Here is a 20,024-nt window from a genome sequence, read left to right on the forward strand (position 1 = left end):
GATCAGGCGAACGCGGCGATGACGGCATCCGCGCCCAGGTCGGCGGCATCCGACAGCGCCATCGTGCCCAGGTCGTGCTCGAAGGCCAGGTCGCCGGCCAGCAGGCGCGCCCCTTCCGGCACGTCCGCCCAGGCCGGCGCATCGAGCACGGCTTCGCCGGCATCGATGGCGGCCGGGCTGTCCGCCAGCGGCGCATAGGCAACCTCGGCCTCGGCAACCCCTGTCGCGCCGCCGTCCAGACCCTGCTGGCGACGCAGATCGTCCAGCGACACCTGCCCGCCCAGCGAATCGAGGCCGGCGCGGTTGAGGGGATCGGGCGTGATGCTGCTCATGGGCCGAGGGGGCGGGTTCCTGTGGACGCAATGGTGGAGATGGCTGGACTGTACGCCGCGGGGCCGGCGGGGTCATCTCGGGCTGGCCCTAGGGTCGACGGTGCCGGGCAGACCTCCGTTCAGGCGCGACGGGAGGGTGGCGCGACGCATGCTAGCCTGCCCGCCACGATCTTCCCCCGACAGGCCGTGGCATGGCATCCAAGGACCAGGGCGCGGACAAGACCGAGCAGCCCACCGCCAAGAAACTCAGGGACGCGCGCAAGGAAGGCAACGTCAGCAAGAGCAAGGAGCTGACCAGCACCGTGCTGGTGCTCGGCTGGCTGGTCGGCGGCTGGCTGCTGATGGGCTTCATGTACGCGCGCATCAAGGCGCTGTTCGAACAGAGCCTGGCAGCGATCCAGTTGCCGTTCCGCGATGCGGTGCGCGAGCTGGCGCTGTCCGCGTTCGACGCCCTGCTGTGGCTGTCGCTGCCGTTGCTGGTGCTGGCGGTGCTGCTGGGGCTGATCGTCGAATTCCTGCAGGTCGGGCCGGTGCTGACGCTGGCCAAGATCAAGCCGGACCTGTCCAAGCTCAATCCGGCCGAGGGCATCAAGAAGATGTTCTCGATGGACAACCTGGTCGAACTGGTGAAGTCGGTCGCCAAGAGCGCCGCGCTGATCTTCATCGGTTACCTGGTGCTGCGCAGCCTGCTGCCGGAACTGATGCAGCTGCCATTCGCGCCGCCGGCGGCGATGGGCACCGCGATCTGGCAGGGGCTGATGCAGATTGCGGTGTGGACGATCTTCGTGTTTTTCTTCGTCTCGGTGCTGGACGCGTCGTACCAGAAGTTCTCGTACCTCAAGCAGCTGCGCATGAGCCGGCGCGACATCCGCCAGGAAGTGAAGGAGAACGAAGGTGATCCCTACATCAAGTCGCGGCGCCGCCAGCTGCACCAGGAATGGTCGCAGCAGAACATGCTCAACGCGGTGCGCGGATCGAATGTCGTCGTGACCAATCCCACCCACATCGCGATCGCGCTGCAGTACGAGCACGGCGTCACCGACCTGCCGGTGGTGGTCGCCAAGGGCGAGGAGCACCTGGCCGAACTGATCAAGAAGACCGCCGAGGAATCGGGCGTGCCGATCCTGCAGAACATCGAGCTGGCGCGCGGGCTCAACGAGAAGGTCGAGCTGGATGATTACATCCACAACGAGTTCTTCGAAGCGGTGGCGCAGGTGCTGCACTGGGCGGAGGGTGTGCGCCGCGATCGCGGCGAGGGGTGATCCACGCCGGTTGAGGTTGAGGACGATCAATTCTCGTCATCGTCATCCCGGCGAATGCCGGGATCCAGGGTTTCTGGCATCCCATGGCAAGTTGCTTCGCGACTTGGGTGCTTTGAGAGCAAAGGCTTCCGCCTGCGGCGGGTTACTTTCTTTGCTGGCCCAAAGAAAGTAACCAAAGAAAGGGCCTCAAAAGCCCATTTGCATGTGTCGAGCCCAAGGCACAAGGCTCAATGCCGCTTGCGTCGTTGCTGACTTTCTTTCCGACGCTTCGAAGTTTGTTTCGTGAGGGGATTGCGCTGATCTGCCTGAAATAAATCGGCGCAAAAAATGCGCTGTGGCTGCAGGCTGCCTAGACCTGTTTTTTCTTTCCTGTCAAAAAATCCGCAACGCTTGGTCCTGCACACGCCGGAATCACGTCACTCCATGCCTGCACGACACCAACTCGCGAAAGGCCAGACTTCGAAGCGACGAAAAAGAAAGTCAGCAGCGGCGCAAGCGGCTAGCACCTCATGCTGCAATTGCGACAAATCCAACGCCGGCTTCGGGCCCTTTCTTTACTCAGGGCTTCGCCCTTCGCCCTTCGGGCTGACTGCGCCGTTCGCGCCTGCGGCGCAGTGGTTACTTTCCTTGGGCCAGCAAAGAAAAGCCTGCCCTGAGCCTGCCGAAGGGTGACCCGTGTGCTTCAGCGCACGGAAGCTATTGATCTTGCATTAGCGTGAACCGACCTATGCCGGCCAATAGTCACGGATAGCAAGCCGATGCACCTCAGCCCCCAAACACCTTCTGCAACGCCCCCAGCAAACCGCTGTTGTCGGCCAATCGCTTCAGCACGATCTCCACATACACGCCGAGCATCAGCAGCAGCATGCCGGTGGCCAGCCAGGCCTTGATCGGCAGCGTCAGCGCGAACACGTTGAGTTGTGGCGCGAAGCGGTTGACCAGGCCGAACGACAGGTCGATCAGCAGCAGCACCACCATCACCGGCGCCGCCAGCACCAGCAGCGCGGTCATCAGGAAACTGAACTGGCCGACGAACAGGTGCAGGCCGCTGACGCGGATGTCGGGGAAGAACGAGGTCACCGGCCACAGCACGTAGCTGGACAGCAGCAGGTCCAGGAACACCAGGAAGGCGCCGCTGGCCATGAACAGCCACGCCGCCAGCTGCGACAGGAACTGCCCGTGAAGCGATGTCTGGTGGCCCTGCACCGGATCGAACACCTGCGCCATGCCCAGTCCGACCTGCGTGTCGATCACGCTTCCGGCCGCGCCCAACGCCCAGAAGATGATGCCGAAGCACAGGCCGATCGAGATGCCGAGGAACAGCTCCTTGAGCACGATCGGGCCCCAGCGGAACGTGCCCATCATCTCGATCGGCGCGCCGGCCATCGCCACCGGCAGTGCCACGATCGCGATGCTGACCAGGAAGCTGTTGCGCACCATCGCCGGCATGTTTTCCGAAGTCAGCAGCGGCAGCATCACGAACGCGCCGATGATCCGCGGCAGGGTCAGCCCCAGCGCCAGCATTGCATTGCCGACCGGATCGAACGCGTTCATCAATGCCGGACCAGGCCCGGGAAGTCGAGGAAGATGCGGTCGGCATAGGTGTACAGCGTGCCGCCGATCAGTGCGGCGGTGACGAACAGCGTGATCACGATCACCACGAACTTGACCGTGTAGGCGAAGGTCTGCTCCTGCAGCTGCGTGGCCGCCTGCAGGAACGCCACCACCAGGCCGACGACCGAGGCCGCGGCGATCGGCGGACCGGACAGGATCAGCACCAGCCACAGCGCCTGTTTGGTGAGCTCTAGGACTTCGTTCATGGGGTGAATCCGGGAATCGGGAATCGAGAATCGAGAATCGGAAGAGCCAACACGGAAGGGGCCTTCGCTTTGAACGATTGCCTATTCCCCATTCCCGATTCCCGGCCCTCATCCATACGTCAGCACCAGGCCGTGCACCAGCTTGGCCCAGCCGTCGATCAGCACGAACAGCAGCAGCTTGAACGGTAGCGACACCGTGGTCGGCGACATCATCATCATGCCCAGCGCCAGCAGGATGTTGGCCACCACCAGGTCGATGATCAGGAACGGCAGGAAGATCAGGAAGCCGATCTGGAACGCCGCGGTCAGCTCGCTGACGGTGAACGCCGGCACCACCACGATGAAGTCGTCGACGCTCAGTTCCCCGCGGCGTGCCGGTGGCAGCAGCCGCTGCGCGCTCTTCAGGAAGAACGCGCGTTCGGCGTCGTTGGAATGATTGATCAGGAACGTGCGCAGCGGTTCCTTGCCGGCCTCGACCAGCGCCAGCAGGCGTTCGGTGTCCATGCGTCCGCCCTTGGGCAAAGGCGGTGGCGCCGAGGCCGTGGTCTCGCGTGGCGGCGCCTCGGCCGGCGCAGGTGCCGCCGCGTCTTCGGCCGATGACGGATCGCGCGGTGCGGCCGGTTGCTGCCCGCGCGCCTCGGCTTCGGCCTGCAGCGCGTCTGCCGCGGCCGGACTGGCCGGTGCCGTCACCGGTGCGGTGCCGATCGCGGTCTGCGTTGTCGCCGGCTTGGCCGGCGATGACGGCGTGGCCGCGGCGGCAGCCTTGGCGCGTGCCTGCGCACGCGCGTCGATGTCGGCCTGGATCGAGGCCGGCATCGGCTTGCCTTCCATGCGTGCATTGACCGCGGCGTGCGTGTCCAGCAGCACCGGATACATCACGTAGATCGACAGCACGATCGCAAGGCCATTGATCACCACGTTCGGCGGCACCTGCTGTAGTCCCAGCGCATTGCGCAGCAGGCTCAGCACCACCACGATCTTGGTGAACGAAGTCACCATCACCGCCACGAACGGCGCCAGCGCCAGGCTGACGACGGTGACGAGGACCAGCGCCGGGGAGAAGGTGCTGAAATCCATGCCTCAGCTCCAGGACAGCAGGCGCACGCCCAGGGTGTCGCCGACCGCGACCATCTCGCCGCGTCCGGTGACGCGGCCGTTGGCGCGGATGGTGACGTTGGCGCCTTCCAGCTGCGCCGGCAACGCGAACACGTAGCCCGGCTGCAGGTTGGCCAGTTCGCCGAGGCTCATCTGCACCTGGCCCAGTTCGAATTCCAGGTTCACCGGCAGGTTGTGCGCGGGATGCTGCGCGCCGGCATCGTTGCCGGCTTCTGCCGTATCGGCGTTGACCTCGTTGTCGTTCATCGCGGAACTCTCCTGCAGCACTGAAACGAATTGGGATGGACCTTCGATGCGCCAGCCCTCGGCACTGCCGCCCAGCGGCCAGCGTCGATCGGAAGCGCAGGCCTGCGGCCGCGGGATGCGGCTGCGGTTGCCGACCACGATCACGTCGCCGGCGCGCAACGCGCGCCAGTCGCTGCCGCGCAGCGGCGGGCCGGGCATGCGGATCGCCACCGTCGTCGGCAACTGTTGCCAGCGGCCCAGTTCGGGCAGCGGGTCGTCGTCGTAGACCTGTTCGGCGCGATCGAGCAGGCGGTCGATCCACGATGCCGGCAGCCGCAAGGTGCCGCGCGTCATCGCGCCGCCGGCGTCCTCGATCGAGAACGCCAGCCAGATATCCGGATCGCGCAGCAGCGTCTCGGCATCGCGCGCGCCGGCTTCCACCGGCAGCAACGACACGCCGAGCGCGTCGCTGAGGCGGATCAGCTGCGGTTCGTGCGCCAGCGCCCAGGCCAGCAGGCGCGAACGGCCGCTGTAGTCGTTCCAATGCAGCACGTCGTCGGCGTGCGGCGCTTCGGGTGATTGCAGGTGCAGGCCCAGACGCGTGCCGTCGGCTTCCAGCTCGAACCACTCGCCGGCCACTTCGGTCTTGCCGGCGGCGAAGCGCAGCACGCCGCCGTCGCGCAACGGCCAGCGTTCCGGCGCTGCGAAGAAATAACGCAGCGTCTCGGCCTGCAGCGGCAGCAGCGAGGGAATGCGTCCGCGCAGCCCAGTCACGGCGTGCTCGTTGCGCGAGCGCGTGGCCTTCGCGGCGCCGGCTTTCCTGCTGGCGGTTTCAGCCATGGCCCAATGCCACCTTCATCAGTTCGGGCAGCGAGCGTACACCGAGTTTGTTCATCATGTTCGAGCGATGCAGCTCCACCGTCTTGATGCTGATGCCGAGGATGTCGGCGATGATCTTGTTCGGCTTGCTCGCCACCACCAGGTCCAGCACCTGGCGTTCGCGCGGGCTCAACGACGCCAGGCGTCCGCCCTGCGCACCGTTGCCGGCGCCGTTGCGCGCGCTGGCGATGGCGGTGCGGATCGCATCGATCAACGCGTCGTCGCTGAACGGTTTTTCGAGGAAGTTGGACGCGCCCTTGCGCATCGCTTCCACCGCCAGCGGCACGTCGCCGTGCGCGGTCACGAACACCAGCGGCAGCGCGCAGCCGCGGCGCTGCAGTTCGTCCTGCAGTTGCAGGCCGCTCATCTGCGGCATGCGGATATCCGAGACCAGGCATTCGGCGACGTCGCCATGGCGATCGCCGTTGTAGGCGGCGATGAATTCGGCGCCGGAAGCGAAGGCCTGCGTCTCGAAGCCGGCCGTCTGCAGCAGCCAGGCGGTGGAGTCGCGGAAGCCATCGTTGTCGTCGACCAGATACACGCGGGGGTCGGGCATCGGTTATGTCCTTCGGAAGTCGGGCGGAGTCGGGCGCTAGGCCCTTCCCTCGGCCCTCGGCAGGGTGAAGCCGAATACGCTGCCGCCGCCGTCGCGCGGTTCGAAGAACAGGCGGCCTTCGTGGTATTCGATGATCGAGCGGCAGATCGCCAGGCCGATGCCGAGGCCATCGGTCTTGGTGGTGAAGAACGGCGAGAACAGTTGATCCTGATCGGCGGCGCTGAGACCGTGACCGCGGTCGCAGACGCGCACTTCGATTTCGCCGTCGAGATTGACGCGGCCTTCGATGCGCAGTTCGCGCCGCTTCGCCGGCACCTCGCGCATCGCCTCGATCGCGTTCTTGACCAGGTTCAGCAGCACCTGCTCGACCATCACCCGGTCGGCGTATACCGCCGGCAGCGCCGGCGCCAGCGCCAGGTCGATGCGCAGCTGCAGGCGCTCGGCTTCCAGCCGCAGCAGTTCCAGCACGGTGGCGGCCAGCGCCGGCAGTTCATGCGCATCGCGCCGCGGTTCGCGGGCGCGCACGAACTCGCGCACGCGCGCGATCACCGCGCTGGCGTGTTCGGCCTGCGCGCGCGCGGCGCGCAACGCGCGTTCGACCTGCACCGGCCCGCCGGCCTGGTCGACCAGGCGCAGGCTGCCGTTGAGGTAGTTCACGATCGCCGCCAGCGGCTGGTTCAACTCGTGCGCGAGCGTCGCCGCCATCTCGCCGACCGACATCAGGCGCGAGGTGAACAGCAGTTTTTCCTGCTGGGTCTTGTGCGTGTCCAGGGTCTCGATGCGCTCGCTGATGTCGACCGCGGTCAGCAGCGCCAGTTCGCGGCCGGCATGCGCGGTGTCGCGCCAGTGCAGCGCGTACCAGCGTGCGCTGTGCGGCGCATGCACTTCGGCCGGTTCGGCGTCGGCAACGTCGCCGCCATGCAGGCTCTGCAGCAGCCGCGCGCGTTGCGCGTGCTCCGGCAGCGCGCCGAACTCGTCGTGGAAGCGGCGGTTGGCCACCACCAGGCTGCCGTCGTCGCGCGCATACGCGGCGCAGGCGAAAGGCACCGCCTCCAGCACGGCACTCAACGCGGCGCTGTCCGCCGTGGCCCGGGATGACCGGCTCCTGCCGGCCACGCCGCGCGACGCGCGCGTGGCCACATCGCCCGAGGATTGCGCCTCACGCATCGCACACTCCCGTGGTCGACGCCGTCGTCGCGCGCGTGCGCGGGCAGCGCTTGCCCTTTGTCGGCGCCCTGCTACGGTAGTCGAGCACGGCGTCAGCGCCGTGACACGCCCCTCTTCCGCCGCCGCCGTCCGCCATGACCTCTTCCTTCATCTTCCGCAGAGTACTCCCGGGCATTGCCTGTCTTGCCTGGACCGGTCTCGCCTGGGCGACGGCACCGGCCGCGACCGCGACGAAACCTTCCTTCGCTGGCGAACTGCTGGCGATCGTGCTGCCGCTGGCCGCGGTCGTCGTCGGCCTGTTCGTGGTGCTGCATTTCGCCCGGCGACGTTACGGGATCACCGGCCGCGACGCATCACTGTCGATCGTGCAGGTGCTGCCGGTCGGTCCGCGCGAACGCATCGTGCTGGTGCGTACCCGTGCCGGCCGCGTGTTCGCGGTGGGCGTCGGCGCGCAATCCTTGAGCCTGATCACGCAGTTGCAGCCTGACGATATCGCACCGCCTGCGGAAAATGTGAAGAGCTGATCGCTTCAAGCGCACGTTGGTCATGTGACAACTGGGCGACAGTGCTGAAACATTGCGCGTCGTCGCAATATCACAAAACATTTACATGCGATGCGGCCACGCAATGGCGCCGGCTGATTGAAACTTTCATTTGAAACAAAAACAGCGATGAATGCGCCCGGGCCCATTCATCTGTCGGCCGATGCGGCGCTTGAAAAACCGCGCAAACCACGTGCTATGGTGCCTCTCGAAACGGATGAGGTCAGCGCCATGCGACAGTTCTCCGAATCGGTGCGCGACAGCGCATCCGGGGACCGCGCCAACTCCATCACCGTGACGTGCAGGCACCCGCGCACTGCACGCCGCGTATTTGCGTTCTGTCGTACGCAAGGCATACTCCAGCGCCCGTCCCCCGGCGGATAGTTGCACATGGAAGCAAGGCTCAAGCCTTTCCGAGATCTGTTCGGCGCGCTCACCGCAGCGCCGGCCGGCGCCGTGCGCAGGCGTGGCGGTTACAGCGACGTGGTGCTGGCGTTCGCGGCGGTCACCATCATCACGCTGATGATCCTGCCGCTGCCGATGGCGATCATCGACACGCTGGTGGCGTTCAACATCGCGATCGGCTTCGGCCTGCTGCTGTTGGCGATCTACATCCCGACGCCGGTGGCGTTCTCGAGTTTCCCCAGCGTGCTGCTGCTGACTACGCTGTTCCGGCTGTCGCTGTCGATCGCGATCACGCGTTCGATCCTGCTCGAGGCCGAGGCCGGGCACATCATCGACACCTTCGGCAACCTCGTGGCCGGTGGCAACCTGGTGGTCGGTCTGGTGGTGTTCCTGATCATCACCGTGGTGCAGTTCATCGTCGTGGCCAAGGGCGCCGAGCGCGTCGCCGAAGTCGCCGCGCGCTTCACCCTGGACGCGATGCCCGGCAAGCAGCTGTCGATCGACTCGGACCTGCGCTCGGGCCTGATCGACAAGGACGAGGCGCGTCGCAAGCGCCGCCTGCTGGAAGTGGAAAGCCAGCTGCACGGTTCGCTCGACGGTGCGATGAAGTTCGTCAAGGGCGACGCCATCGCCGGCATCGTCATCATCATCATCAACCTGCTCGGCGGCCTGGCGATCGGCGTCCTGCAGCGCGACATGTCGCTGGCCGACGCCACGCATACCTACAGCATCCTGACCATCGGCGACGGCCTGGTCTCGCAGATCCCGGCGATCCTGGCGGCGATCTCGGCCGGCCTGGTGGTGACCCGCACCGCGGGCGAAGAGGACGACCGGCACCTGGGCGAGGCGATCTCGCGGCAGATTTCCGGCGAGCCGCGGGTGCTGCTGATCACCGGCTGCGTGGCGCTGGCGATGGTGTTCGTGCCGGGATTCCCGAAGGTGGTGTTCGGCCTACTCGGCATAGCGCTGTTGACGATCGCCGCGTGGCGCTACCGGCATGGCTCGGTGCTGCTGCGCCGCGCATTCCGCGTGCCGGAAGGCGAACTGCCGACCGGCCAGAAGGCGGTCGAGGTCGACGACCTGGCGCCGCCGGCGCCGTTGCAGCTGGATGTGTCGCCGTCGCTGGCGCTGCAGGTCGGCGATGCGGCGCTGCGTGCGCGCATCACCGAAGTCGTGCAGCGCCTGCGCGAGGAATACGGCGTGCCGGTGCCGCTGCCGACGCTGCACGTCGATCCGGGCCTGCGCGAGCCGGGCGAATACCGGCTCAGCGCGTTCGGCGCGCGGATCGCGTTCGGGCGCGTGCGCGATGACGCGCATTTCCGCCCGGCCCGGACCGCCGACAGCAGTGCGCCGAAGCTGGCCGGCTTCTTTCCGCCGCTGGCCGGCGAATGGGTCCGGGAGCCGGCGGCCGACACCCGCGATGCGCTGGAAACCGTGTCGACGCATTGCAGCAGTGCGCTGCAGCGCCGCCTTGGCAGCTTCATCGGCATCCAGGAAACCTCGCACCTGTTCACCCGCATGCAGCGCGACTATCCGGACCTGGTCAAGGAAATGCTGCGCGTGGTCGCGCCGCAGCGCGTCGCCGACGTGCTGCGGCGGCTGGCCGAGGAAGGCGTGCCGGTGCGCAACCTGCGCGATGCGTTCGAGGCGATCACCGATGTCGGCGGTCGCGAGAAGGACGTGGTGCTGCTGACCGAATACGTGCGCGTCGCCCTGAAGCGCGAGATCGCCGACCGTTACGCGGATCCGGAACGCACCCTGCACGTGCTGATGATCCATCCGGAGCTCGAGGACCGGCTGCGCCAGTCGGTGCGCGTGGCCGGCGGCGCCAGTCAGCTGGCGATCTCGCCGGAACTGGCGGCGCGGCTCGGCGGCGAAGTGCGTACGCATCTTGCGCGCCAGGCCGAGGCCGTGCGCCCGGTGCTGCTGTGTTCACTCGACGTGCGCAGGCACCTGCGCAAGCTGATGGAAATAGATTTCTTCGATCTGCCGGTGCTCTCCTACCAGGAGCTCGCCCCCGATCTGCGGATCATGCAGGCCGGCCAGATCAATGCCTGAGGCAACCCCCATGACCCAGAGCCCGCCCCCGCAAGCTCCCCAGCCGACGCCGGCCGCCAACGCCGGCACGCACGCGTTGCGCATCCTGTCCGGCCTGCATGTCGGCGCCAGTCGCGACCTGGCGGAAAAGGAGATGATCCTGGTCGGCAGCGGCGACGACTGCGACATCGTGTTGTCCGACCCGGGCGTGGCGCCGCACCACGCGCTGATCGGCCTGCACGGCGGCAGCTGCTCGGTACGCGCGCTGGACGCGCCGCTGCGCATCGGTGGCCAGCCGCTGCATCCCGGCGACCCGGTCGAACTGGCCACGCTGCAGCGCATCGAACTGGGCCAGGCCGCGTTCGCGATCGGCGCTTCCGACGATCCCGGCTGGGCCTCGTTGCTGCCCATGCACGATGGCCGCCGCGCGGCACCGGCGCCAGCGCCGTACATGAAACGCCTGCCGGCAGTCGCCGCGTTCGCGGTGCTGTCGCTGATGTCGGTGGCGATCCTGGCCGCGGTCATGCCGCGCCACGATCCCGCGCCGCAGCCGAGCGATTCGCTGGCGCGGCTGATTCCCGAATTCGGCATCGCCGACGGCCGCGCCTCGGTCGACGCCAACGGCATCCAGGTGCTGTCGGGCACGGTCAAGGACGCCGCCACCCGCGACCGCATCCGCGTGCGCCTGCAGAAGGACGGCATCAGCGCCAGCCTCGACCTGCGCACCGGCGAGGACATCGCCAACGACGTGCAGGACATCCTGCGCACGCAGGGCTTCGCCACGCGCACCCGCTATCTGGGCAACGGCGATGTCGAGGTCAGCGGCAATTTCGAGGACGGTGGCGCGCTGGAGAAGGCGGTCAAGTCGCGCGCCATGGTCGAGGTCGACGGCGTCCGGCGGATCGTGCCGCGCAACTACGAGCCTATCGATCCGTTCCAGACCGTCGCCGCGCCCAGCGCGAAGAAGGAAGCGGCGAAACCGGCGGTGAGCCTGGTGTCGGTGGTGCGCGGCAAGGAGCCGCACGTGCTCGGTTCCGACGGCAGCAAGTTCGGCATCGGCGAGAAACTGCCCGACGGCTCGACCCTGATCGGCATCGGCAGCGAATACGCCTCGGCGCTGGACAGCGCCGGCCAGCTGCAGCGCGTGCAGCTGGCGCCGCCGCCGGCCGCGGAGACGCCGCCGGCACCCGCCGACGCAGCGGCCACGACGGTCGCCGCGAAACCCACTGCGACCGGCAACGTCAGCGCCGCACCGGCTGCGCCCGCGACCGCCGCGCCGGCACCGCAGGTCGCCAAGGCCAAGCCTTCCACCGCCAAGCCGGCGCAGCGGATGTGACCGGCATGACAGACGCAGCACGCATCCGCGACACGCAGTCGGGTTCCACGGCTTCATCGGTAGTTCTGGCGGCGATCGCCGCGCTCACTTCAACACGTTCATTTGCAACACGCTCACTTACAGCACGTTCACTTACTGCAGGCCCACTTACAGAAGGAGAAACACCATGAGCAACGCCAACGTCAGCGGCCATCTGTTGAACACCTACATCACCGGCGCCAATGCGCTGGGCGTGAGCAGCGGTACCAGTCGCGGCAGCGTGTCCGGCAGCAGCGCCAACAGCTGGTACGAAGCGATGTCGCGCGCCTGGGGCCAGACGCTGGATTCGCAGGCTGCCCGCATCACCCAGCTGTCGGACATGGTCGGTGCCGGCCAGGACCAGCCCTCGGTGATGATCCAGCTGACCGCCGAAAGCCTGCGCATGCAATTCATGTCCAACAACGCCGCGACCTCGCAGAACGCGGTCGGCCAGGCACTGGAAACGCTGGGCAAGCGCCAGTAACGCCGTTCGCGATTCGTGCGCCGCGAGAGCCATCGCGGCTGCGAAATGCGCAACCCGTCATTTGCGTAACAGGAGATCGACATGATCGAAGCCATACAAGTCGCCGCCATGGACGCCAGTCAGGCCGCGTCCGCCGCCAGTCCGGTGCAGTCGCCGCAGGCATCCGCCTACGACGTGCGCGAGTTCGCCGCCGCGCTCGAACGCACCGGCGGTGCGTCGCAGGCCGCCGGCCCGCAGCAGGTCGTCGCCAGCGTGGCGACGCAGCCGTCGGAAGGCACGCGCGCGGTGCTCGCCGCGCTTGAGCACCTCAACGGTGGCGCCGACAACATCAACGCGATGTCGCAGACCATGACCGCCAATGCGGCCGACCTGACCCCGGGCGAGATGATGCAGATGACCATGCGCTGCCATCAGTTCCTGTTCCAGGCCGAGCTGACCTCGAACGTGGCCAACCGCACGTCCGACGGCATCACGCAACTGTTCCGTCAGCAGTCGTAACCGGGAGACAGGCATGAACAGGCCGACAGGCTTCAAATCGCTGCGCCTGGCCGCACTGGCGGCCATCGCCGGCTTGTTGCTGGCCGGCTGCAACGGTTCCGCGTTGTACAGCGATCTGGACGAGCAGCAGGCCAACGAAGTGACGGCGGCGTTGCAGGGCGCCGGCATCGGCGCCGAGAAGGCGCCGTCGCCCAACAAGAAAGGCTGGGAAGTACGGGTCGGCCGCAACGAGTTCCCGCAGGCCATGCAGGTGCTGCACGATCGCGGCCTGCCGCGCGCGCGTTACGCGTCGATGTGCGAGGTGTTCAAGAAGGAAGGCTTCGCCTCCTCGGCGATCGAGGAGCGCGCGCGCTACCAGTGCAGCCTCGAGCAGGAGATCGCGCGCACGCTGTCGCAGATCCCCGGCGTGGTCGATGCGCGCGTGCATATCGCGCTGCCCGAGCGCGATCCGCTCGGCGGCACCGAGAAGGTGTCCTCGGCGTCGGTGATGATCTTCGAGCGTCCCGGCGCCGACCTGCGCGATACCGAGACGGCGATCAAGGTCACCGTGAAGGATGGCGTGCAGGGACTGGACGACGTCAACAAGGTGACGGTGAAGTTCATCTCCATGTCGCCGCCGGCCGGGGTCGACGTGAAGCCGCGTTCGACCGGCATCACCCCGGCGTTGTCGTCGATGAGCCCGCTGGCGATCGGCATCGCCGTCGGTGCGGCTTTGCTGATCGCATTGCTGGTCGCGTTGCTGGGCCGCCTGCGCAACCGCGATGCGGCAGCGACCGCACAACCGCAGCGCGGCGTCTGGAACGGCTGAGGCCGGCATGACGCAGCGCGCCGTGGCGGAACGGGGAATGGCCCTTCAGGTGCTGCTGGCCGAGATCGATCCGGGCTGGCACGGCGGACTCGAACCGGAGCTGCTGTCGCGCGCCAACGGTAGCCGCCTTGGACGCCGGCTGCTGGCGCGCTGGCTCGCCAAAGCAGCCGCGGCCACGTTGCTGGCGCCGGCGCCCGGCGACGGTCCGATCGGCGTGGTCCTGCGCTGGCCGCGCGCTGGCGTGGCGGCGTTGACCCGTGACCTCGGCGCGCTGGCGTTCGCGCCAGCGATCCGCGCCGAAGTGCGGCGCGAGCCGGTGCGCCGGCTCAAGCAGGCATTGGGCAACAGCTATCTGCTGGCGCTGGACAACACGGTATGGAACGGGCGCGTCGATCCGGCCACAAGCCAGCGGCTGGCGACCGGACTTGCGCAGGCCCTGACCAGCGACGCCAGCGGCGACGACAACACCGCGCTGTACGCGCTGCTCGATCGCCAGGGGCGCGCCGAACTCGACGAATGGGCGCGCAGCCACGACCCCGCCCTCGGCGAATGGGCACGGCTGTTGCAGCCCGGCGACGCCGTGTCCGATCCGGCGCACCTGCCGGAAAAACCGCTGCTGCGCGTCTACACCCACCACCAGTCGCGCCGCGCCGCGCATTGAGCGCGGATCGTCGTCCGGAAGCCATATGCCCGCCGAATCCACCCTGAAGTCCCGACCCGCTGCCACGCCCGCCGCCGGCAGCGGCGCGGTCGCGGTGTTCGAGCGCCGCCAGTTCGAGCGCGCGCTGGCCGCCACGGTGGTATCGGCGCAGGACTGGCGCCGGCTGGAAGAACTCGATGCGCTGCTGGCGCGCGTCAACGCGCTGTACGAACAGGCCGGCACCGAAATCGCGCAGGCACGTGAGCAGGGTCACGTCGCCGGCTTCGCCGAAGGGTTCGCAAAAGCGCAACAGCAGATGGCCGTGCAGTTGGCCGCGCTCAACGAGCGCCGCGCGCGCGTGCTCGGCGAAGCCGGCAGCCGCGTCGCCGAACTGGCCTGCGCGATCGTCGCGCGGATCGCGCCGGGTTTCGATCCGGGCGAAGTGATGCCGCCGCTGGTGATGCGCGCGGTCGAAGCCGCGCAGGCCGAGCAGTTCCTGCTGATCCGTGTGCACCCGTCGGTGCGCGAAAAAGTCAAAGCCGGCCTGGGCGCGGTGCGCCAGGCGCATCCGGCGGTCGGGGTGATCGAACTGGTCGATGACGAAAGCCTCGACGCGCTGAGCTGCGTGGTGGTGTCGGAAGCCGGCGAAGTGCGCGCCGGCATCGCGCAGCAGATCGAGGCGATCCGCGCGGCGCTGGCCGGCGTCGACCTCAAGGTGCCGGAGGCGACATGAGCATGTCGCAGACGTTCGGTCTCGACCTGGACGCCGCCAAGGCCGCGCCGGACGATCCCCTGCTGGGCGCGCTCGGCGCGATCCATGGCATCGAACGCGTCGGCCGCGTTGCCGAGGCCTACGGCACGCTGATCCGCGCCACCGGCCTCAAGGCCACCATCGGCGAGCTGTGCGAACTGCGCAATCCGCGCGGCGTCGGCGATCCGGATTTCAGGCTGGCCGCGGAAGTGGTCGGCGTATCGCGCCAGCACACGCTGCTGACGCCGCTGGGCGCGCTCGACGGCATCTCCCACACCACTGAAGTGATCGGCACTGGCAAGCAGGCCGCGGTGCGCGCCGGCGATGGCCTGCTCGGCCGCATCCTCGACGCGCACGGCGAACCGATCGACGGCAAGGGCCCGCTCGGCGTGACGGTCGACGCGCCGATCTACGCCGCTTCGCCCAATCCGCTGTCGCGCAAGCTGATCGAGCGTCCGTTCTCGACCGGCGTGCGTGCGATCGACGCGACCATGACCGCCGGCGTCGGCCAGCGCATCGGCATCTTCGCCGTCGCCGGCGGCGGCAAGAGCACGCTGCTGGGCATGCTGGCGCGCGGCGGTGAATCCGACGTCAACGTAATCGCGCTGGTCGGCGAACGCGGCCGCGAGGTCAACGAATTCATCCACGACAACCTCGGCGCCGAAGGTCTGGCGAAGTCGGTGATCGTGGTGGCCACGTCCGACCGTCCCGCGCTGGAACGCAGCCGCGCCGCCTGGGTGGCGACCGCGATCGCCGAGCACTTCCGCGACCGCGGCAAGCGCGTGCTGCTGCTGCTGGATTCGGTGACGCGCTTCGCGCGCGCGCTGCGCGACGTCGGCCTGGCGGTCGGCGAGCCACCGGCACGGCGCGGCTATCCGCCATCGGTGTTCAGCGCCCTGCCGCGACTGTTCGAGCGCGCCGGCAACAACGCGCATGGCTCGATCACCGCGTTCTACACCGTGCTGGCCGAGGACGAAGACGGCGGCGATCCGATCGTCGAGGAAGTACGTTCGATCCTGGACGGCCACATCGTGCTGTCGCGGCGGCTCGCGGCGGCCTATCACTATCCGGCGATCGACGTGCTGACCAGCCTCAGCCGCACCATGCCGCGCGTGGTCGACGAGGCGCACCTGCGCGCCGCCGGCCAGCTGCGCAAGTACCTGGCCAAGTACCAGGACATCGAACTGCTGCTGCAACTGGGCGAATACAAGCGCGGCAGCGACCGCGAAGCCGACATCGCCATCGAGAAGATCGAACCGATCCGCAACCTGTTGCGCCAGCCGGCTACCGAGCTGGTCGGCTTCGCACAGTCTTCCGAGGGGCTGCGGAGGTTGTTCGCATGAACAGCCGGGAGTCGGGAATCGGGAATCGGGAATCGGCAAAGCCGCAGCGACGTCGTGATTCCGCTTCCCGCTTTTTCGATTCCCGATTCCCGATTCCCGCTTCCCGGCTCTCATGAAACGCTTCCCGCTGCAGCAGCTGATCCAGCTGCGCGAACACCGCTTGGAAAAGGCGCGGCAGCTGGTGCTGCAGCGACAGCGCGAGCGGCAGCAGTGCGAGCTGGCCTGCACCCGGATCGAAGAAGAGATCGCCATGCTGGACGCCGAGAAAGGCGAACAGCGGCAGCGTCTGCTCGATCCGCCGCCGCCGGGCGTCGACTGGTCGTCGGTGCTGGCCCAGCGCGAGGCGCATATCGAGCTGCTCGGGCTGCAGGCCGTGGCAGCGCGTGAACGGCTGAAGCAGGCACAGGAAAAACTGCGCGAAGCGGACAACGCGCTGCGCGAGGCGCGCGAGGCTTTCTTCCGCGCCAAGGCCCGGCAGGACGCGCTGGAGAAACGCAAGGCGGTCTGGCGCAGCGAAATGCTGGCGCAGGAACTGCGCCTTGAAGAAGCCGCGAATGCGGACCTGTTGACGGTGCGCCCGCTGACGGCGGGCGATAATGGAGGTGGACCATGAGCGTGGACCGGAGCCGATCGGCACACGAAACGCAATCGACGCAGCAACGCGAGATCGACGCGCGCCTGCGCGCGGATCGCTTGCGCGAGCCGCCGCCACCGGAGCAGGTGGACAAGTTCCGCACGCTGATGCAGCAGCGCGAAGGCGGCACGCCGCCGCCGATGCAGGAGCAGCTGGCCGATGCGCGCCATGCCGGGCAGGCGGTCGATGCCCAGCTGGCCGCGCAATCGGCCGACGACGCGCTGGCCGCATCGCGGCAGGCGCTGTCGAACGGTGTCGACGAACGCGCTTTGCGCCGCAGCGATGACTTCGGCCTGTCGGCGAACTCGCAGACGCCGGCGGACGCCTCGGCGATGTGGCAGGCGCAGATGGCGCTGCGCGACGGCACGCCCGCGCCGGCGGCGCCACCGCCGCCGGTCAATCCGCAGGCCTTCGCCGAACTGATCCAGCGCCACGTGCAGCAACTGGCCGCCAGCGACGGCGCACTGAAGGACAGCGACGGCCAGGTGCTGCTGCGCATGGCCGATGCAACCCTGCCCGGCACCGACCTGCTGCTCACCCGCACCAGCAACGGCTGGCTGCTGCGCGCCGACGTGCGTTCGCGCGACAGCTACGACGCGATCCGCCAGGCCGCACCGGAGCTGACCCGGCGTTTCGCCGCCAGCAATCTCGGCGAACTGACCATCGATCCGCATTACCAGGGTTGACCGGTCGCGCAACGGCTCGACGGATCACCCGCCGCAACACGAATCCCTTCCACACCCGGAGAGTGTCCACGATGCAACGTCCTCCCAGGCGCCAGCCACGATCCGCCGCCACGTTCCAGCCCAAGCCGTTGCCTGGTGCGACGATGCTGGCCGACGCGCCACGGCCAGCCGCCAGCGGCAGCCACGACCGCCAGCAGTTGATCGACGACTTCGAATCCGCGTTGCGCGAGGAATCGGCGCTGAACGCCGAGGACCGCGACAGCATCATCCGCCAGTTCAGGGATGCTCTGGACAATGCGCCGACACAGCTGGGGCCGCCGGACGTCGAGGAGCTGCAGCGCAGTTTTGCGCAGGCCGTGCGCACCATGGCCGAAGAGCAGATGATCGATCCGGCCGAACAGGACACGCTGCTGCGGCAGCTGCAGGAGACGGTCGGCGTGCTGGAGGGCGACGCGGTGCGTCGGGCCACCGAACACGCCCGGCGCGTGGCGCAGGACGGGCCCGAGAAAGCGGCGGAATGGCTGGCCGCGCAGCAGGCACCGGCGGCGTCACCGACGCCATCGTCATCGTTGCCGGCCGCGCCATTGGGCCTCGGCGCGGCAGCGCGCAGACGGCGGCGCTAGCGGCTGCGGATCGTCCGTCCATCGCGTTCCGCATCGGCCAATGAACGACGAGCACCTCGAGGTCCGGCAGCGCCTGGCGCTGCTTGAATTGGCGCAGTCGCTGGGCAACGTCGCCGAGGCGTGTCGCCGCAGCGGCGTGACGCGCACGCAGTACTACCAGTACCGGCGCCGCCACGATCGCCATGGCCCGGACGGGCTCCGCAACCTGCCGCCGATCGCGCGCACGCATCCGGGCATGACCCCCGCGCAGGTCATCGAGCGCACCGCAGCGTTGGCGCTGGCCCATCCGGGCGCTGGCTGCAACCGCCTGGAGCAGTTGTTGCGCGACGAAGGCCTGCTCGTGTCCGGGGTGACGATCCAGAAGCACCTCGGGAAACTCGGCTTGGGCAGCCGCGCCGAGCGTTGCCTGGCCCTGCAGCAGCGCATTGCCGAAGGCCTGGCGCCCAGCGCCGAGCAGATGGCCTTCGTCGAGCGCTGCAACCCCGCGTTCCGCGAGCGCGGCAACGCGCCGTCGCGGCCGGGGGAGTCGTTGAGCCAGGACACGATGCTGGTCGGCCAGCTGCGTGGTGTCGGCAGGCTCTACCTGCATGGCGTGGTGGACACCTTCAGCCAGTACGCGTTCGCCCTGCTGCACAACTCCAAGCGCGCTGAAGCGGCGATTACGGTGCTGTTCGGGCAGGCGTTGCCGTTCTTCGAAGGTCGCGGGCTGACGCCGCGCGTCCTCCAGACCAGCGGCGGCCGCGAATTCTGCGGCGGGCCTTCGCACCCCTACGAGTTGTTCCTGATGCTCAACGGCATCGTCCACGAGCGGCCCGCGGCCATCAACGGCCACACGCAACGTTTCCACGAAGCGGTGAAGGCCGGCTTCGCCCGCGAGGCGTTCCGCGACCGGGACCAGTCGATGGCGGACGTGCAGGCGAAGTTCGGTGACTGGTTGCGCCGCTACAACGCGGACGGCCGCTGCCACCAAGGTTATCCGAATCAGGGCCTAAGCCCCGTCGACGTGCTGCAGCGGCCTGCGCCGGCCGCAGGTGCAACCGGGGGTGGTTAAGAGTTGCGGTGCTTAGGGTAGGCCCTAATGGTCATGGCCGCGGTGTGGGCACAAGATCGAATCCAGCAAGATTCATCGGTACATGCGTCAGCGGTGAACGGTTGTAGTCCGGATTGCGAACCCCCAGGGAATTTTTCAGGAGATTGGAAATGGCATACGACTCAGTCCTTCTCGATGTAAAGAACATCGTCAAATCCACCGAAGCGGTGATCGACGACATCGCCGACAAGGCCAGCGTCGGCGGCGGCTGGATGTCCGCCATCGCCAAGGCGATGGGCAAGGCGATGGGCCTGCAGGCCGCTCGCGTGGTCGCGCTGAGCGACGCGATCGCCAAGAACGCCAGCGACATGACCGGCGGCACCAGCGATTCCGACAAGGCCAAGGACGCCAAGCTGGCCGCGGTAGGCCAGGCGCTGAACGCGCAGTTCCAGGCGGCCAGCCAGGAACTCAGCATGAGCTCCAACGCCTTCGCCACCGCCATCAAGGCGCTGGGCGAGGCCAGCACCACGCTGGCGCGCAAGACCTGAGCCCAGGTCACCTGCGATACGGAAACGGCCCCTTTCGGGGCCGTTTCTTTTTTGCGCCAACCAGAATCATCGCGATGTTCAATGGCTTGGAGCGCGCTGCGGCAAGTCGGCCTTTTTACCGCCATCCCGAGCGAAGCGAGGGAGCTGTTTGAACGATGTGGCCGCAAGAAGCAGATCCCTCGCTTCGCTTGGGATGACCGTACGTGGGAGATGACGCAGAAGAAGCCGAAGAAATGGATTCGGCGCCTGAAAATCCGAGCGCGCTTAGCCGTATGAGCCGGCCG

22 protein-coding genes are annotated in these 20,024 nt (G+C 67.9%); 15 read left to right on the forward strand and 7 right to left on the reverse strand.

The window, feature by feature from the left end; all coding sequences use genetic code 11:
- Nucleotides 1–2: 2 nt before the first annotated feature.
- Complete coding sequence (locus IP90_RS15685; protein ID WP_144900612.1) at nucleotides 3–332, reverse strand: hypothetical protein; 330 nt, start codon at nucleotides 330–332, stop codon at nucleotides 3–5.
- Nucleotides 333–523: 191 nt separating this feature from the next.
- Between IP90_RS15685 and sctU the strand changes: the two genes are divergently transcribed.
- On the forward strand, nucleotides 524–1,594 hold the full coding sequence (gene sctU / locus IP90_RS15690; protein ID WP_144900613.1) for a type III secretion system export apparatus subunit SctU: 1,071 nt from the start codon (nucleotides 524–526) through the stop codon (nucleotides 1,592–1,594).
- Nucleotides 1,595–2,359: 765 nt separating this feature from the next.
- On the opposite strand, the gene sctT is transcribed toward sctU, so the two are convergent.
- From sctT to IP90_RS15725, 6 genes are all read right to left on the reverse strand, one after another.
- A complete protein-coding gene (gene sctT, locus IP90_RS15695; protein WP_144900614.1) occupies nucleotides 2,360–3,148 on the reverse strand; it encodes a type III secretion system export apparatus subunit SctT in 789 nt (262 codons plus the stop codon).
- Entirely contained in the window at nucleotides 3,148–3,414 is a 267-nt protein-coding gene (gene sctS, locus IP90_RS15700; RefSeq protein WP_144900615.1) for a type III secretion system export apparatus subunit SctS, read from the reverse strand. Before sctS ends, sctT begins: the two co-directional genes overlap by 1 nt.
- 108 nt (nucleotides 3,415–3,522) lie before the next feature.
- The gene (locus tag IP90_RS16920; RefSeq protein ID WP_277874226.1) at nucleotides 3,523–4,491 is read right to left on the reverse strand and encodes an EscR/YscR/HrcR family type III secretion system export apparatus protein; all 969 of its coding nucleotides are present in this window, start codon (nucleotides 4,489–4,491) and stop codon (nucleotides 3,523–3,525) included.
- A 3-nt stretch (nucleotides 4,492–4,494) separates the two neighbouring features.
- On the reverse strand, nucleotides 4,495–5,595 hold the full coding sequence (gene sctQ / locus IP90_RS15715) for a type III secretion system cytoplasmic ring protein SctQ (protein WP_144900616.1): 1,101 nt from the start codon (nucleotides 5,593–5,595) through the stop codon (nucleotides 4,495–4,497).
- Nucleotides 5,588–6,190 carry a response regulator transcription factor gene (locus tag IP90_RS16925; protein WP_144900617.1) on the reverse strand — a complete coding sequence of 201 codons (603 nt, stop codon included), beginning with the start codon at nucleotides 6,188–6,190 and terminating at the stop codon, nucleotides 5,588–5,590. Before IP90_RS16925 ends, sctQ begins: the two co-directional genes overlap by 8 nt.
- 36 nt (nucleotides 6,191–6,226) lie before the next feature.
- Nucleotides 6,227–7,357: a sensor histidine kinase gene (locus IP90_RS15725; RefSeq protein ID WP_144900618.1), complete on the reverse strand. Its 1,131-nt coding sequence runs from the start codon at nucleotides 7,355–7,357 to the stop codon at nucleotides 6,227–6,229.
- Between the two features lie 134 nt (nucleotides 7,358–7,491).
- On the opposite strand from IP90_RS15725, the gene IP90_RS15730 reads away from it, so the two are divergent.
- The 14 genes from IP90_RS15730 to IP90_RS15795 all read left to right on the forward strand — a co-directional run bounded on the left by IP90_RS15730 (nucleotide 7,492) and on the right by IP90_RS15795 (nucleotide 19,740).
- A complete protein-coding gene (locus tag IP90_RS15730) occupies nucleotides 7,492–7,881 on the forward strand; it encodes a FliO/MopB family protein (protein ID WP_144900619.1) in 390 nt (129 codons plus the stop codon).
- 408 nt (nucleotides 7,882–8,289) lie between these two features.
- On the forward strand, nucleotides 8,290–10,362 hold the full coding sequence (gene sctV, locus IP90_RS15735; protein ID WP_144900620.1) for a type III secretion system export apparatus subunit SctV: 2,073 nt from the start codon (nucleotides 8,290–8,292) through the stop codon (nucleotides 10,360–10,362).
- A 10-nt stretch (nucleotides 10,363–10,372) separates the two neighbouring features.
- Nucleotides 10,373–11,677 (forward strand): type III secretion system inner membrane ring subunit SctD, encoded by a 1,305-nt coding sequence (gene sctD / locus IP90_RS15740; protein WP_158635385.1) that lies wholly within the window; start codon nucleotides 10,373–10,375, stop codon nucleotides 11,675–11,677.
- Nucleotides 11,678–11,843: 166 nt separating this feature from the next.
- Nucleotides 11,844–12,179 carry a hypothetical protein gene (locus IP90_RS15745; protein ID WP_199753516.1) on the forward strand — a complete coding sequence of 112 codons (336 nt, stop codon included), beginning with the start codon at nucleotides 11,844–11,846 and terminating at the stop codon, nucleotides 12,177–12,179.
- Between the two features lie 81 nt (nucleotides 12,180–12,260).
- On the forward strand, nucleotides 12,261–12,677 hold the full coding sequence (locus IP90_RS15750; protein ID WP_144900622.1) for an EscI/YscI/HrpB family type III secretion system inner rod protein: 417 nt from the start codon (nucleotides 12,261–12,263) through the stop codon (nucleotides 12,675–12,677).
- Nucleotides 12,678–12,690: 13 nt separating this feature from the next.
- Nucleotides 12,691–13,485 (forward strand): type III secretion system inner membrane ring lipoprotein SctJ, encoded by a 795-nt coding sequence (sctJ, locus tag IP90_RS15755; protein ID WP_144900623.1) that lies wholly within the window; start codon nucleotides 12,691–12,693, stop codon nucleotides 13,483–13,485.
- Nucleotides 13,486–13,522: 37 nt separating this feature from the next.
- Nucleotides 13,523–14,146: a hypothetical protein gene (locus tag IP90_RS15760; protein WP_144900624.1), complete on the forward strand. Its 624-nt coding sequence runs from the start codon at nucleotides 13,523–13,525 to the stop codon at nucleotides 14,144–14,146.
- Nucleotides 14,147–14,171: 25 nt separating this feature from the next.
- Nucleotides 14,172–14,858: a FliH/SctL family protein gene (locus IP90_RS15765; RefSeq protein WP_144900625.1), complete on the forward strand. Its 687-nt coding sequence runs from the start codon at nucleotides 14,172–14,174 to the stop codon at nucleotides 14,856–14,858.
- 26 nt (nucleotides 14,859–14,884) lie between these two features.
- Nucleotides 14,885–16,219 carry a FliI/YscN family ATPase gene (locus IP90_RS15770; RefSeq protein WP_425477134.1) on the forward strand — a complete coding sequence of 445 codons (1,335 nt, stop codon included), beginning with the start codon at nucleotides 14,885–14,887 and terminating at the stop codon, nucleotides 16,217–16,219.
- A gap of 112 nt (nucleotides 16,220–16,331) precedes the next feature.
- Nucleotides 16,332–16,832, forward strand: a complete 501-nt coding sequence (locus IP90_RS15775) for a hypothetical protein (protein WP_144900626.1) — start codon at nucleotides 16,332–16,334, stop codon at nucleotides 16,830–16,832.
- Nucleotides 16,829–17,539, forward strand: a complete 711-nt coding sequence (locus IP90_RS15780; protein WP_144900627.1) for a hypothetical protein — start codon at nucleotides 16,829–16,831, stop codon at nucleotides 17,537–17,539. The genes IP90_RS15775 and IP90_RS15780 overlap by 4 nt, the downstream gene beginning before the upstream one ends.
- Nucleotides 17,540–17,610: 71 nt before the next feature.
- Nucleotides 17,611–18,162, forward strand: coding sequence for a hypothetical protein (locus tag IP90_RS15785; RefSeq protein WP_144900628.1), 552 nt, complete (start codon nucleotides 17,611–17,613; stop codon nucleotides 18,160–18,162).
- Between the two features lie 40 nt (nucleotides 18,163–18,202).
- Nucleotides 18,203–19,213: a helix-turn-helix domain-containing protein gene (locus tag IP90_RS15790; RefSeq protein WP_144900629.1), complete on the forward strand. Its 1,011-nt coding sequence runs from the start codon at nucleotides 18,203–18,205 to the stop codon at nucleotides 19,211–19,213.
- A 149-nt stretch (nucleotides 19,214–19,362) separates the two neighbouring features.
- Complete coding sequence (locus tag IP90_RS15795; protein ID WP_144900630.1) at nucleotides 19,363–19,740, forward strand: hypothetical protein; 378 nt, start codon at nucleotides 19,363–19,365, stop codon at nucleotides 19,738–19,740.
- Nucleotides 19,741–20,024: the final 284 nt, after the last annotated feature.

Origin of the sequence: Luteimonas cucumeris, assembly GCF_007830035.1 — a bacterium.
Lineage (GTDB): Bacteria > Pseudomonadota > Gammaproteobacteria > Xanthomonadales > Xanthomonadaceae > Luteimonas_C > Luteimonas_C cucumeris.